Raw genomic sequence first — 14,619 nt, 5'->3', positions numbered from 1 at the left:
TGAAATCTATATTTCTACTCTATGAGGAGTCTGCACAATTTATGAGACAAGTTTTCGAAATTTATCCAGTTCGGCTATGCCAATGACGAATTTATTGTTGGCCTGGGCCATACAGATGCTGAAGACTATCTGAAATGATCTTGTTCACGTCTTCAATAATAACACTCAGACGGCGCTCTGCATCAAACAAACGGCGAATGTTCAGGTTCAGGCTAAGCACATCGAACTGTTTCTCCATTTTCTCCATTTCGTCCTGTGCCGGCATATCCCCCGACATCATGCGCTGCTGGAGCTCCATCTGACGCTGACGGAAATCATCCAGCATGCGTCGGCTCTCCGGATCGGCATCCACGAGTTTCATCGCATCCGTAATCTCCTGTACCTCCTGGCTTTCCTTCATCGCTTTTGCCAAATCGTGCGCTTTATCATAGATGTTCATTTTTAATTTCCTCCAATTATGTTCGGCCTCATTGCCGTATTTGTTTGCTTTGCACTCGATGAATATCCATCTATCTCCAGAGCAGGGTTAACATCGATTGGAACAATCCAATCATTCCCCCCAGCAGGACGCCCAGCCACGTAATGGCCCTGAATTCCCGCCCCGAGACGCTTAATATGACCTCTTCCAGCCGCTCAACGGGAAATTTCTGGACCTGCTCCTGAACAAGCTGTGGTAAATTAACAGCCTTCATGGCCACAGGAACGCCTCGCTCCAGGAAGCCCAGGGCTTTGTCAAGCAAGCCCGGCAGCGCCGCCTCGATGGCAGGCATCCGCGTCCCGATCACGTCGGCAACGCGAAGATTTTCGATTTGCTGAATCCACTTGGACCAAGGAAGCTTATCATCCAATGTGCGTTCGATCCACGTCAGCCCCGGCTCGCCCGTTGCATGCTCGATGACCTCCCCAAGCGGCATATCGCCGTAATATGACAATTTTCCTGAGATGATGTCCGTAATCGTCTTACGAACCTGATCTCCCTCAAGCTGCTGGATCAGCATGGGGGTCAGCTTCTGAATCAGTTTATCCTCATCCACAAAAATCGAAGCCATTGTGCCCAAAAATCCGCCCGCCTTATCGATGAGCGAGGAAGCCACATCCGATAGCATTAGCTGGCCTTTGGCTGACAGCAGCGTGCTCCCCAGTTCCTTCAGCACCATATCAGTGGCTGCCCTGCTCCAGCCCTCGATCGTTTCTTCCGACCAACCGGGAACAAGCACCTTCAGCGGTTTGGCTCCCAGCTCATACCCATGCCATATTGCAGATGCGCCCTGGGCCGTAAGCGAGCGCGCCGATTGTTCGGCCCGAATCTTTACCTGCTCCCACTGCTCGGGACTCCATACCTTCAACGCCAAGTCTCCCAGGCTCCGTTCCGATTGGCTCCATTCCACCAGCTTCCGATGAAGGGTATCCTCCATCTTGGCCCGGAATACGGGCTTGCGGATGAGTTCCTGCAGTCCTTCGCTTGTCACCAGATAGTCCGAGACCACATGTCCCAACGACTCTGCGATTTCTTCCTTGCGCTTCGGGATCAAGCCTGGTGTAAATGGCAGGCGACGACCCAGCAGAATTTTTTCTTCGCGGGGGTGAAACAGCATTTTTATCGCAAAGTGGTTGGTGATGCCGCCGACAAAAGCAGCTACGCACACGTTCACCAAAATAAACAGCCAGTTCGGCATTTTAAGCACTCCTTTTTCCCGAGCAGTACAATCACCAAGGGATATATGTCCTCATATGATGCATTACATGCAATGATCAGATGAAGTTCTTAGTCTGTTCACTTAAGTATCCAGTTGTTGTCGGAAGGAGATCCATCATGCGCAAATCCAAGATTAAACCCAACACCAAATCCAAGATATCGGTTCAATTAGTCCGTTCAGCCCAGCTTCCGGATAACGATATCAAGCTTGGTGATCGGCTCATAAGACAGCTCCGTATCCCCACAGATTCGCCGATACAGCTTGCCTTTGGCTCCTTCAAGCAGGAAATTCAAGTCACTTCAGGAGGTAAATCGAACTCGTTGCACCTTAACCCTTCCGTATTCAGCAATTCGGGACTTCTTCCTCGAACCGTAATGAATGTCAAATATTTTCCATTAGAAAGGACTCTGAAGCTCGGTCCGCTTATCGGGGTTATGGTCAGTCGCTATCACCCGGATGAGCCAGACAAACCTTTCGGATCCATTTCAGCCTTCTGCCTGGAAATGGTAAACGCGGCCAGGAAACAAGGCGCATATGTATACTTCTTTACCCCTGACATGATCGGTTCGAACCCGTCGACACTTGAAGCGATTGCCTATGACGCGGGGTGGAAAAAGCTCAGCGTTCCAGCTCCAGACGTCATTAATAACCGGCTGTCTACCCGCAAACTGGAGAATAGTCCTAGCGTACAGCATTTTATGAGAGAAGTAAAATCACGATTCGGCACCCACATCTTCAATGAGAAATTTCTCGATAAATCCGATGTTTTTGAAGCACTCGGACCTGATGCGAAACTTCAAAAGTATTTGCCTGAATCCTATTTACTCAGCGGTTATCCAACCCTCAAAAAAATGTGTGCCGCTTATCGGACCGTGTTTCTAAAACCGGTACGTGGAAGTCTGGGAAAAGGAATCATCCGGATATCCCGCCAAGAGAACGGCCATTATCAGACGATGACCACCTCTCTTGAAGGAATCAAGAAAAATACCTACTCCTCGCTTCCAAAGCTGTTCAGCAGCTTATCAGGAAAAATCAAGAAAACGCGTTATCAAATTCAGCAAGGATTGGATTTGATCCGCATCAACCGGCGAAACGTCGATTTTCGCGTGCTTGTTCATAAAAACAAAAACGGCAAATGGTCGGTGACTTCTGTCGTAGCCCGAATCGCCGGCGGAAATCACTTTGTGTCCAATCTTGCCAGAGGCGGTACGCTCTCTGCCGTCAAGGATGCGCTTGCGATGAGTGGAATTCCGTTAACCTCCAAACAAACAGCGCCTGCTCGAATGAACCAGATCGCACTGGACATCGCTCATGGATTGGAGGCTGCCATTCCATATCATTTCGGTGAGCTCGGCATTGACTTGGCGATTGATACGTCAGGACGCATATGGCTCCTTGAAGTCAATTCCAAGCCTTCCAAAGGTGAAAATGCACCGCTGAATGCCGACTCCAAAGTTAGACCTTCAGCCGTACGCCTCGTTCAATATTGTCAATTCTTGACGGGTCTTTAAAAAAAGGAGAACCTTATGTCCTTAAACATGATAGGCACCCTGGGTGTCATGGTATGCCGCAGACCAGGTTCCCCTCCCTTTGCCGAGAAGGAATTTCTTCGTGAATTAAGCTTGAGGGGCAGGAAGCTCGGAATGCAGGTATTTGTTTTTTGCCCGGACGATGCTTTTGCTGCTGACGATGCAGGAAGCCGTTCAGACAGAATCAAAGGGTATTGTTACGGCCCGGATCAACAGTGGAGTTCCGGCAGCTTTCCACTGCCTGATATCATCTATGACCGAGGTCTGCATCGAAACGGCGAGGAAACCGCCGCCGCAAGCGAATCTCTAAACCGCATGTTACAACGAGGTTCCAGACTATGGTCGCGCGGTTTGCCAGGCAAACAAAAAGTACATCAATTATTGAAGCATTCAGCCGCCTTAAGACCTTATCTTCCTGCAACCTTAAGTTATACGGGAGACGAATCACTGAACCGGGCTTTGCTGGCTTTTGGCAGCGGCATTTTTATGAAGCCAAGCGGAGGCTCTCAGGGTCGTCACACGCTGTGCATCTCCTGGATAGATGAGCTGCATGTCAAATTGCAAGGGAGAGATCGGAGCAATCGCATGTTCGAGCAGACCATTCCCTTGGAGAAGATGAACGACTGGGTGCGGAGATTTACCGGCAGACGCCGATTTATCATTCAACCCTTCCTGAAGCTTCATAACCGTAACGGGGAGCCGTACGATATCCGGTCGCTGGTCCAGAAGAATGATCGCGGCTTATGGTCCATTACAGGAATTGCAGTAAGGCAAGGAGCTGTCCAGGGGTTGACCTCTAACCTTCATGGAGGCGGTACGGCTTACCCCGCCCTTCCATATCTAACCTCCGATTTCGGGGAAGAGAAGGCCTTGAAGATCATTCAGACCATCCGGGAATTGTCCGCCCAGCTTCCTTCACTGCTGGAAGAAGGGTTCGGCCGTCTTGGGGAACTGGGAATCGATTTCGGCGTGGATATGAGCGGGCGAGTATGGATTCTGGAGGTCAATTCCAAACCTGGCCGACGCGCATTTACACTAACGGGAGATGGTGACGCAGCCCGGCTGTCCGTCGAACATCCGATTCAATACGCCCGTTATTTATTGCTTCGACAACTTAGGAGGGTAAATACATGAGTTTGAATTTCGGAAATATTCATTTCTCGCAGCAGCCCGAAAAAGTCGTCTTTTTATCCGGTTCGCTGCTTCGGAGCCTGGGACTAACAAGCAGGAAATCCATTCAGCTTCGCATCGGCACCAATGCCGTGTCCGCTTCTGTGAAACCGATAGAGCGGTCGGGGAAACATATCTATTTAAGCAACGGCGTCCGAAACAGCATCAATGTCCCCAGACAAGGACCCGTCTATATTCATTCCCCCCGTGACGGAGAAATCGAACTCGGGCCCGTTGTTGGCGTTCTGTCCGATGGACCACATAATCCATCCAGCCCGTTCGGCGCCAGGACTTCGTATATCAAGCAGCTGCTTCGTGAGGGCAATAAGAAGATGTTTGTATATGCCTTCGCCCCGCGGGATATCAACTGGCAGCGTGAAACCGTGCAGGCCTATATGCTCGGCTCTAACGGCGGCTTTGTGCGCAAAACCGTTCCGCTTCCTGACGTGGTCTATAACCGCCTGCCCAGCCGGAAAACCGACTTCTCCCCGTTCACCAATCAGCTCAGAGACCGGTTTGGCAAACGCAATATCAAATTCTTCAATTGGGCATTCTTCAATAAATCGGATGTGTATTCACAGCTGGACGGCGACGTGCAGGCCGGAAGATATTTACCAGAAACCTATAACAATCCAAGTCCCGAGCGGATCAAGGATATGATGGAACGCCATAGCTTTGTCTACTATAAGCCCTCAGCCGGAAGTTTAGGACTCGGCATCTACCGGCTGACCTACCTCCCCAAAAAAGGATACTATGCGCGATATCACGGAAACGGTGGTAACACACTGCTGAAATTCCCGAACTTTAACAGCATGATGCGGATGCTTCAGGCCAAACACGGCTCCAAGCTGAAGAATTATGTCATCCAGCAGGGAATTCGGCTTATTGAAATTGACGGCTGCCCCATCGACTTCAGATTCCATATGCATAAGAACAGCAAGAACCGCTGGTCGGTGGTCGGTATCGGTGCCAAAAAAGCCGGCCGGGGCAGCGTAACAACGCATATCAAGAACGGCGGCTCCTTAATGACACCGGAGCAGGCGCTCTCCCGTGCCTTCGGCTCCAGGTCGCGTGATGTGCTGGAGCGCGCCAAGGACGCCGCCATTGCGATGTCCGAAGCCATCGAGAATCATCATCCGCATCTGCTGGGAGAAATCGGGTTCGATATCGGCATTGATGATAACGAGAGAATATGGATGTTTGAAGCGAATTCGAAGCCCGGCAGATCGATCTTCAGCCATCCTTTGCTCAAAGGGGAAGGAAAAGCATCGGTCGAGCATATTTTTGAGCACAGCATGTATCTGAGTGGCTTCCACAGGGGGAATGATTCGTGATCAGCCGAGTGGAGAGTGATGGAAGACCGGTTGTAGCTATTCTGACCATGCATGATTCGTATTCCATGTTCAGGGGCAACCGGCAGAACTTTCAGGAAATCATCAAGACGGGAAAAGATATGGGCTTTATGGTCTATGTAGTAACCGTGCGTGATCTGAAACTAAACTCGGGTACGGTCAAGGGCTATACACTGCAGAGCGACAATTCCTGGGAGCAGAGGCTCTGTCCTCTGCCCCAGGTTATATACAACCGGATTCCATACCGGGAGGATGAATCCCTCCCCTGGGTCCGCCGCAAAATCAAGGAATGCCAAAAGCACCCCCACATCGATATTTACAATCCGCACTTCTTCAATAAATGGCAGCTCTTCTCGTGGCTGAACAAATCACGCTTAACTAAAAAATGGGCTCCTCTAACGAAGCGTATGAAAGGCTTCCCCACTTTATACGAGATGATTAAACGGAAGCCTTACCTTTATCTGAAACCCGAGGATGGAAAAGCCGGGCAAGGCATCATGAGAGTGCGGTATCAGAGGAACAACTCCCTTCCTTACCGCATTCAAATTCAGAACAACAAGAACAGCACGACTTATAAAGCGGCGTCTCTGGAACGGCTCTGGAATCGCGTCTATCAGGAAACCAAAGGGAGCTCTTACTTGATCCAGCAGGGAATCGAGCTGGCCCAGGTCCATGGACGCGCTTTTGACCTTCGAATTCTTGTGCAAAAGAATGAGTTTGGTGCGTGGTCCGTCACTGGCATCGGCGCTCGCATGGCAGGTGCCAAGAGCATAACCACACATGTTCCCCGCGGAGGAACCATTGAGGATCCCGAGAAATTGCTTCCAATCGTGTTCGGTCAGGAGCGCTCTGAGGCCATTCTTAGTGAAGTTAGAAAAGCAGCCGTGCACATGGCCCGGCAGATTGAGAAAAGCTCCGGCCATACGCATGGTGAAATGTCGATGGATCTTGGAATTGACAGCGAAGGCGTCCTCTGGTTTTTCGAAGCCAACTCGAGACCGATGAAATTTGACGAACCGGCCATCCGTAAAAAGTCACTTGAGCGGATTTTTCAATATTCCGACTATCTGATCAATCAACGATAGGACGCTGCCTCGCCTCGAAACCGAGCCTTAGGGATTATAGGAAAGGAGGGGATCCTGTGGAAATCTCATGTCTCTCTCTCTCAAGTCCGGATGAATGGCCGCATGCACGACAGCAGTGCAGCGACTTTCTCCGGCGGTATAGCAGCAAGCGTCTAACCCGTGAAGGTTATCAGCGTCTGGCTTCGCTATCCTACGATGAATTGATGCAGCCCGGTACTTCTATTATAGCGGCTACAGTTCGAAGCGATGTCGGCCGCATACCTGTGGGAATTTGCTATGCGGCGGACTATGGCGAAGGTGCCTGTATGATTGCGGTGCACCCGCTATACCGCAACCGGCATATCGGCTCTTCCCTGATCCGCTCACAATTGTCCAGACTTGGTCGGCTGCGCTGCAAAGTAGCTGCCGATCATTCAGCCAGTTTGCAAATGTGCTTCCATGCAGGCTTACAAGCTATCGCCCTTGAGCAGGGTCCAACAGGCAAGCCAACGCTCATTATGAGCGGAACCCTGCCCTTAAACCAATACCAGAGTTCTTCAGCGCCTAATGCTGACTCTATTCAAGAAGGTGACCTTCTGTGTCAAAGCCCATCTTAGGTATCATGACGCTTTACTTGGATGATCGAAAAAAGCTGGAAGAACGGCATATCTACGAGCATATGATCAGGGAAGGCAAAGCGATGGGGATGGACGTTTATGTCTTCACCCCTGCCGATGTCAACAGCTCACAAGGTCTGATCAACGCCATGGAGTACGATCCTGACAACAACAAATGGAGCCGAAATTGGCGTTCGTTTCCCCATATGATCTTTGACCGCTGCCGAATTCAAAAGAGCGCCCGATTTCAACAACTGCTGCGCTTTCGTTCCCGCTACCGGTATTTACTGTTTCTGAACAGACCCTTGCGCAATAAATGGACGATTCATCAAATATTATCCACCAAGAAACGATTCCGGCCCCATTTGCCGGATACCCGGATCGTGACGAGCACCAGCGATATCCACCGGATGCTGAATGTTCATCCCACCGTCTACTTTAAGCCGATTAACGGAACGGGCGGACGCGGAATTCTGAGGATAAACAAAGTGGAAGGTGTCGCAGGTACCTATGAAGTCCAGGGACGCAATGCCAACCGCAACATTATTAAACCAAAACGCATGCCTTCAGGCCATCTGGCCCAATACCTCTCAGGCTGGGGCAATAAAGATAGATACCTGGTTCAGGAAGGAATACAGCTGGAACTGCCGGATGGCAGAGTGCATGATTACCGGATGCTCGTACAGAAAAATGGAACCGGCCGTTGGCAAGTGACGGGCTGCGTAGGACGCGTTGGAGCACCCAAAAGCGTCACCTCCAATCTGCATGGCGGCGGACGTGCAACAAGGATGGAAGAACTGCTGAGCAAATGGATTGCTGATCCGGCAAGGCGTGCCAGCATCCGCGAGGAAGCCGACGCTCTCGGCGTGGATGTCGCTAAGTTTCTTGATGAACAGTACGGGGGCTTGTGCGAACTCGCCCTGGATTTGGCCGTTGATAAATCCGGGAGAATCCTCATTATCGAGGTTAATCCGAAGCCATCGCGGGAAGTCTTCTCGCAAATCGGCGATATGACGGCTTACAGGGAATCCATGGTAAGGCCTCTAGAGTATGCAATGTGGGTATACAGTCAAAAAAAATCCGCAAAAAATGCTTAATCGAATCTTACGAATGCCGTATCTCAGAATTCAGAAGAACACACAAAGGCTGTTCCCAAGTTGGTTCTTACCCTTGGGAACAGCCTTTGTGACTCCTATCTATCTATTCCGCTTGATCATGAAGCTTCAACAGCTGTGAAAAAGAATGAATGACAACGTCCGAACCCTTCAGCTCCTGCTCCCCGCCAAAGCCAGCGTACTGACATCCGATGACGGTCTGTCCATTCTCTTTGCCTGCCTCCACATCCGACGACCGGTCACCTACCATCCAGGCATTCTGGATATTATGCTGATCCAGCAGTAACCGTACCAGATCTACCTTCGAAGCCGTTCCATGCTCTCCAGCACTGTAGACTCCGTCAAAGAGCGACATGATTCCTCTCGCATCAGCAATGGCCTTAACGTAATGCTCCAGACCGTTGCTGGCAACAAACAAACGGACACCGCGCTGATGAAGCTCCTCTAACGTTTCCTTCACCTCAGGATACAATATGCCTGTTTTATTGTTCAATCCCTCAAGCTCCAGCTGCAGCAGCAGCTCATCTGCCCTGCGATGGGCAGCAGGCGTTCCATTCGGTATGACCTTCTTCCAGATGTCATCGAGCAGCATTCCCAAACATCCAAGCATCAGCTCCTCATCCGGTGTTTCCCCTTGATAATGCCCCTCTTCACGCAAAATGTCGAACAGTTTGTGATAGGCAGGCAGCAGCAAGGTTTCCGTCTGAAACAGCGTTCCATCCATGTCAAATATCATTGCTTCCGGCTTGATCAAAGTTGCTGTGTTTTCCAATTTGGTCCTTCCCTTCGCTCCATATAATCTGATTTTAGTCTAATCTCCCCTCATCATATAGGAACCATATCACAACTGCAAACCCCAATTCCTATATACTTTTGGACTTCAGCCTATAAAGTATGCGTAACCAGGGGAGCTTAATCGTTGTTATAAAGATAGTGAGTTAATGTGAAAGGATGATCGACGTGCCGGGAACTCAGGAATCCGCCGCTGCGCAGCAAATCGAGCAACTGGAAGCCGAACTGGCGACAGAGCTCAATCGATATAATTCAGACGAACAGGCTGCCATTCTTAAGCGAATAGTCAGCCGTCTAAAAAGAGGGAGGTATGTCCGCAGCCCGATCGTGATTGTTAAGGAGATGATCAGAACGCCGCTGGTGTGGCTCCTCATGGCGATGGGAATCACGATCCCTCTGCTATTCTATATTCTGATTGTCTGGGTATCGCTGGCCGTTGAAAGGTAATCTTCGACCTGGTTACTTCGGACACGTGCGCCAGATGAACAGCGTAGCTGCGCACAATACCGACTGCCACCGTTAGACGGCGCCATCCCGGCAGGTACTTACTACTGAATCACTAGGCAAAGGCAACCGCCGAAGCTCCATCATATACAGGACAGTCTGGCAGATATTAGCCTGGCCTTATTTGTTCATTGCGTAAGCAAAAAGCAAATCGGACAGAGTCATTGTCGATTATTTTCCTCCGTCAGCCAGTCCAGCCTGTGTCTAAACTAGGCGAACGTACATAGACTGGGATATATTTGATTTTGCCGATGAAGGAGCCAGAAAACCATGAATCATGCAAAAGCGAAAGCCAAACCCAAGCACATCCCCTTAAAAAAACTTCCCCCGCTCGCCCGGATCCAGGAGTTTCCCACTGTGCGCATTCATCACGCATCTTCTTCTACGAGTCAAGCAAACGCCCCCGCTGCCCAACAAGTGAGCGCCGCATACAACGAATGCATCGATCGGGCTTTTCGGATTCCAATCTTTTTGAGCACGGCCAATTCGTTGAACAACGTGCAGCAGCAATTTTTCAATCGGCTGGTTTTGGAAATTGAGGACGCTTTGTTATTTCCACGCACCCTGCCGCAGAGTGAGCAGTATCCCGAGACGGTGCTGACCAACATCCGTCGTCTGGTCATCTCCAGCTACGGTATGCTGGCTATCAACTTCCGAAGATTTTTTGTGCAGATCCTGGAAGCTAACGTCGGGCAGCCGCCAACAACCACGCCGTTTTGGCAGGGCTCTACCTTTTCACAGATCGAACCGTCGATGGCTTTCCAATTTGGCCTTCCGATCTTGTTGGTCAGGGAACGGGGGACCGATACCACCAATGGGATCTGGGCAGGCGGCATCACGCCGCTGAACATTTTCGTGGAATGGGACTCCGACAATCAGACCGTGGATGAATTTTTTGGCAGCGTGCAATGGAGAGAGGTCTTTGCCAACTGGACTGCGGAGGTTAGGGGCAACTACTACCTCCGAACGGAACCTCAGTTCAGCCTGCAGATGCAGTAAGATACATAAAGTCCCACCGGCAGGCTGACGGTGGGACTTTATGTATTCCCTATTTAAAAAACCTTCTTTGTCGCCCGATCATCCTTAATAATCTCTACCGCCTCCCGGAAACGGATGGCATGAATGATTTCACGTTCCCGTAAAAATTTAAGACCGTCCTGCAAATCCACATCATCCGTCATATCGATCAACCACTGGTATGTAGCCCGCGCTTTCTCTTCTGCGGCAATGTCCTCATACAAATCCGCGATAGGATCGCCTTTGGCCTGTATATAGGCTGCCGTCCATGGTACACCTCCGGCATTCTCATAATACAGCGCATGGTCGTGATTCACGTAGTGAGCACCGAGTCCTGCAGCTTCCATCTCCGACACCGTTGCATCCTTCGTTAATTTAAATACCATGGTGGCAATCATCTCAAGATGTGCGAATTCTTCAGTCCCGATATCATTAAGCAGCCCAATGACCTTGTCAGGAATGGTATATCGCTGATTCAGGTAGCGGAGCGCTGCCGCCAGCTCGCCATCGGCACCTCCATACTGCTCAATCAAGAACTTCGCCATTCTTGGATCACATTTACTTACACGGACCGGATATTGAAGCTTCTTTTCATATACCCACATGGGCTCTTCCGCCTCCTTGTTCTCGCTTTTCCTAATCTTGAGGGCTGCATGCCGTTCGTGAAGGAAGTTGCAGCCCGAGTGACGGCACCATTAAACCTGCCAAGGCCAGGGGCCTTGAGCCCATTCAAAGGGATATTTAGAAAATGCACGGCCAAAATTTTGCAGGGGTCCATACAGCTCTTGAAATTGCTTCGCAAGTACCGTTCTTTCCTGTGTCAGCTTGTTAAACTGCTCAATACTCTTCAGGTCATCCGGATGAGTATCCAAAAACAGATTCAGCTCCACCAGGACAAAATCCAATGCCTGCAGCTGCTCCAGCAATTCGTAATACTTCAGATCACCAACCTGGGGTTTGGCTTCATTCACGCCGCTCACTCTCCTTTAAATTTTCGCGAGGTATACGGACTATATAAGGATGGCCACAACGTTCCGTATCTCAACGCTTCGGCAGGGCTGAATTGTGGCAGTCCAGCCGGTTGAAATACGATATACTGGTTAACAGGGACTACGTACGATCTGTAGAGTTTGGGAGGGCAAGGATCAAACGGGGAATGAAAAACCGGGTAGACACGTACCTCTGGATTCTCCTTCAAGGGTATTCCTCCTTATGTTTTACTATCCGTAATATCAAGGACTCTTCGTAATTAACATATGTCCTTCGCCCAGAAAATGAACTCCAAATTGACAAAAAAACCCTCATCCCTAGAATATTTCCGGGAAAAGGGTTCTTTTCAAGTTGTCCTTAAAATTTAATTTTGATTTGGAACAAGCCTGCTTTGCGCATCGCTGAGTAGATAATGACGACTAATGGACCGATAAAAAATCCGATGACGCCAACCAGCTTAAATCCGACATACATGCTGACCAGAGCAGGTAATGCGCCTATACCAACAGCATCACCGATGACCTTCGGTTCCAATACACGGCGGATCACCGTAATCAGAATGAACAGGAAGATCAAGCCGAGCCCTGTGAAAACATCACCTGTTGCAAGCAGATACACCGACCATGGCACCAATACGGACCCTACGCCCAGAATCGGAAGAATGTCGACAATCGTAACAAGCAGAGCGATTGCCAGCGGGTAGTTAATCCCTAATATCAGCAAGCCCAGCAGTGTGATCACATATGTAAACAGACTGAGTATCAGCTGTGCCCGTAAAAATCCGAAAATTGATTTTTTCAGGCTGAGCAGCACTTCATTCACCTGCGACTGCGATGTCTCATCAAACAGGGAGAGCACTCTTTCTCGCATCGTATCCAGACTGAAGGCAAATAAGTACACGGCCACGCAGAACACGATGAAGGTTACAAACAGGTTAGGCAATGTTTTGGCAAAGGACAGGAATGTCGATGATACCGAATTGACAAGCGACTGCACATAGGAAGAAATATTCGACATAAACTCGGTCAGACTGTCTGCAAGTCCCGGCGAAATGCCGTTCAGCATGTCTTGAGCTTGTATAATCGTATGCTGAAGGAATTCGTTAGCCCCTTCAAAATATTGCGGAGCCCGGCTCCAGTACTCAACCAGCTGGTTAAACACCTGCAGGCCGATTAAATAGGCTAACAGCAGCAGCAAGAGAAGGAACAGTGTGCTTGTAGCGGTGGCCGCCGCGATCCGATTGAGCCGCAGCCTTTTCATTAAGAGCCGATTTAACGGCTCCAGTGCAATAGCAATGACAATGGCCAACAAGAAGGGAGCTCCCACCGTAAACATTCCGTACAGCAAGAAGAGCCCCAGGCCGATAAATATCAGCTGCTTAATCGACATAATCCACTTCCTAACAAATAGAGTCTTGCTAGTTCTAAGTGAAGCTGCTATCCAGCTTCTGATGAATCATGACGCGGTTTACACGAAAACGGGTTGACTCCTCCACCTCGAAGACCACTCCATCGAATGTTGTTTTCTTCCCGACTGCCGGATTACCTTCAAGTTCCTTGAATAACCAGCCGCCAATGGAATCAACATTATGCTCCTCAATCATTAATCCGGTTAAATCATTCACTTCTTCAATGAGCATTCGCCCATCCACCGAAAAGTACTCATCGTACACTTCCATTTCCGGACGTTCATCTTCAAATTCATCGTACAAGTCACCGACGATCTCTTCCAGAATCTTCTCGGCTGTGAGTATGCCGGCAGTTCCCCCATACTCATCTATCACAAGAGCAAGCTGCTCATGCTTCGCTTGCATCTGACGAAGCACCTTGCTGATCTCCGTCGATTCCGATACGTCCATAATCGGTCTGACCAAGCTGGCCAGATCACGCTGTTTCTCAGGATCGGCGAGTAAAAGATCCGTAATATGAACAAATCCGATGATGCGGTCCTTGTTGTCCGTTGCAACCGGATAACGGGAATGCTTCGTCTCGCTGACAATCCGCAAGTTCTCTTCCAACGTAAGATTCGTGAACAGAACGTCCATATCGGTTCTCGGCAGCATGATTTCCCTGGCTCGCAAGTCGGAGAAATCGAACAGGTTGTCCATCAGCTTCATCTCATTCTCATCGATGACCCCGCTCTTTGCACTCTCGTTCATCAGAATTCGAATCTCTTCTTCCGAGTGGGCCGCCTCAGCTTCGCTTACCGGCTGAATACCGGCCAGCTTGAGGATACGGTTTGCGGACGCATTGAGTATCCAGATCACCGGCAGAAAAATGCGGTAAAACCAGAGCAGCGGAGCCGACAGGATCAGTGCCGTCCCCTCCGTTCGCTGAATCGCAATTGATTTAGGGGCAAGCTCCCCTAATACAATATGCAGGAAGGTGATAATACAGAAGCCGACTGCAACGGAGATTGTGCTGATCAATCGCTCATCCGTAAAGCCAATACTGTGCATAATCGGCGCTACCAGCAAATCCGAAATTGCAGGTTCCCCAATCCAGCCCAAACCCAGTGAAGTCAAGGTGATTCCAAGCTGAGTCGCGGATAAATACGCATCCAGCTTTTGGTTAACTTTCAGCGCAATACCTGCAAGCCGGTTGCCTTCACTAACGAGCTGGGTCAACCGGGATTGACGCATCTTCACAAGTGAAAACTCCGCAGCTACAAACACACCGTTCAACAAAACGAGCAGGAAAACCAAGAGTAAATTCAAAATCAGTTGCCCGACCTCAAATTCCTCTGCCATGATGACACGCCTTCTTTCTAGGG

16 protein-coding genes are annotated in these 14,619 nt (G+C 49.8%); 8 read left to right on the top strand and 8 right to left on the bottom strand.

Going from position 1 to position 14,619, the window contains the following annotated elements:
* Positions 1-91: 91 nt before the first annotated feature.
* The gene (locus WDY75_RS08510) at positions 92-439 is read right to left on the bottom strand and encodes a YlbF family regulator (RefSeq protein WP_006212053.1); all 348 of its coding nucleotides are present in this window, start codon (positions 437-439) and stop codon (positions 92-94) included.
* A gap of 70 nt (positions 440-509) precedes the next feature.
* Positions 510-1,676, bottom strand: coding sequence for a DUF445 domain-containing protein (locus WDY75_RS08505; protein WP_063480366.1), 1,167 nt, complete (start codon positions 1,674-1,676; stop codon positions 510-512).
* 137 nt (positions 1,677-1,813) lie between these two features.
* On the opposite strand from WDY75_RS08505, the gene WDY75_RS08500 reads away from it, so the two are divergent.
* Genes WDY75_RS08500 through WDY75_RS08475 form a run of 6 tightly spaced genes read left to right on the top strand, consistent with a single transcriptional unit; the run spans position 1,814 to position 8,526 of the window.
* Positions 1,814-3,208 (top strand): YheC/YheD family protein, encoded by a 1,395-nt coding sequence (locus WDY75_RS08500; protein ID WP_006212055.1) that lies wholly within the window; start codon positions 1,814-1,816, stop codon positions 3,206-3,208.
* Between the two features lie 15 nt (positions 3,209-3,223).
* Complete coding sequence (locus WDY75_RS08495) at positions 3,224-4,360, top strand: YheC/YheD family protein (RefSeq protein ID WP_063480367.1); 1,137 nt, start codon at positions 3,224-3,226, stop codon at positions 4,358-4,360.
* Positions 4,357-5,730: a YheC/YheD family protein gene (locus tag WDY75_RS08490; RefSeq protein ID WP_006212057.1), complete on the top strand. Its 1,374-nt coding sequence runs from the start codon at positions 4,357-4,359 to the stop codon at positions 5,728-5,730. Before WDY75_RS08495 ends, WDY75_RS08490 begins: the two co-directional genes overlap by 4 nt.
* Positions 5,727-6,833 carry a YheC/YheD family protein gene (locus WDY75_RS08485; protein ID WP_036643312.1) on the top strand — a complete coding sequence of 369 codons (1,107 nt, stop codon included), beginning with the start codon at positions 5,727-5,729 and terminating at the stop codon, positions 6,831-6,833. Before WDY75_RS08490 ends, WDY75_RS08485 begins: the two co-directional genes overlap by 4 nt.
* Before the next feature lie 56 nt (positions 6,834-6,889).
* On the top strand, positions 6,890-7,429 hold the full coding sequence (locus WDY75_RS08480) for a GNAT family N-acetyltransferase (RefSeq protein ID WP_036643313.1): 540 nt from the start codon (positions 6,890-6,892) through the stop codon (positions 7,427-7,429).
* Positions 7,411-8,526 carry a YheC/YheD family protein gene (locus tag WDY75_RS08475; protein ID WP_063480368.1) on the top strand — a complete coding sequence of 372 codons (1,116 nt, stop codon included), beginning with the start codon at positions 7,411-7,413 and terminating at the stop codon, positions 8,524-8,526. The genes WDY75_RS08480 and WDY75_RS08475 overlap by 19 nt, the downstream gene beginning before the upstream one ends.
* Positions 8,527-8,629: 103 nt before the next feature.
* Here WDY75_RS08475 and WDY75_RS08470 read toward each other — a convergent pair whose 3' ends face one another.
* Positions 8,630-9,316 carry an HAD family hydrolase gene (locus WDY75_RS08470; protein ID WP_063480369.1) on the bottom strand — a complete coding sequence of 229 codons (687 nt, stop codon included), beginning with the start codon at positions 9,314-9,316 and terminating at the stop codon, positions 8,630-8,632.
* Positions 9,317-9,495: 179 nt separating this feature from the next.
* Between WDY75_RS08470 and WDY75_RS08465 the strand changes: the two genes are divergently transcribed.
* Positions 9,496-9,783: a hypothetical protein gene (locus WDY75_RS08465; protein WP_006212062.1), complete on the top strand. Its 288-nt coding sequence runs from the start codon at positions 9,496-9,498 to the stop codon at positions 9,781-9,783.
* A 327-nt stretch (positions 9,784-10,110) separates the two neighbouring features.
* A complete protein-coding gene (locus tag WDY75_RS08460; protein WP_006212064.1) occupies positions 10,111-10,839 on the top strand; it encodes a hypothetical protein in 729 nt (242 codons plus the stop codon).
* Between the two features lie 53 nt (positions 10,840-10,892).
* Here WDY75_RS08460 and WDY75_RS08455 read toward each other — a convergent pair whose 3' ends face one another.
* From WDY75_RS08455 to WDY75_RS08435, 5 genes are all read right to left on the bottom strand, one after another.
* Positions 10,893-11,462: a manganese catalase family protein gene (locus WDY75_RS08455; RefSeq protein ID WP_006212065.1), complete on the bottom strand. Its 570-nt coding sequence runs from the start codon at positions 11,460-11,462 to the stop codon at positions 10,893-10,895.
* A 90-nt stretch (positions 11,463-11,552) separates the two neighbouring features.
* Positions 11,553-11,828: a spore coat protein CotJB gene (locus tag WDY75_RS08450; RefSeq protein WP_006212066.1), complete on the bottom strand. Its 276-nt coding sequence runs from the start codon at positions 11,826-11,828 to the stop codon at positions 11,553-11,555.
* 5 nt (positions 11,829-11,833) lie between these two features.
* Positions 11,834-12,055, bottom strand: a complete 222-nt coding sequence (locus tag WDY75_RS08445; protein ID WP_006212067.1) for a spore coat associated protein CotJA — start codon at positions 12,053-12,055, stop codon at positions 11,834-11,836.
* 149 nt (positions 12,056-12,204) lie between these two features.
* Complete coding sequence (ytvI, locus tag WDY75_RS08440) at positions 12,205-13,236, bottom strand: sporulation integral membrane protein YtvI (protein WP_006212068.1); 1,032 nt, start codon at positions 13,234-13,236, stop codon at positions 12,205-12,207.
* Between the two features lie 34 nt (positions 13,237-13,270).
* Positions 13,271-14,596 carry a hemolysin family protein gene (locus WDY75_RS08435; RefSeq protein ID WP_063480370.1) on the bottom strand — a complete coding sequence of 442 codons (1,326 nt, stop codon included), beginning with the start codon at positions 14,594-14,596 and terminating at the stop codon, positions 13,271-13,273.
* Between the last annotated feature and the right edge of the window lie 23 nt (positions 14,597-14,619).

The sequence above is a fragment of the Paenibacillus glucanolyticus genome, from assembly GCF_037333485.1.
Classification (GTDB): Bacteria; Bacillota; Bacilli; order Paenibacillales; family Paenibacillaceae; genus Paenibacillus_AQ; species Paenibacillus_AQ glucanolyticus.
Note: the sequence above shows the minus strand (reverse complement) of the source record. Positions and strands in the feature narration are given on the sequence as shown.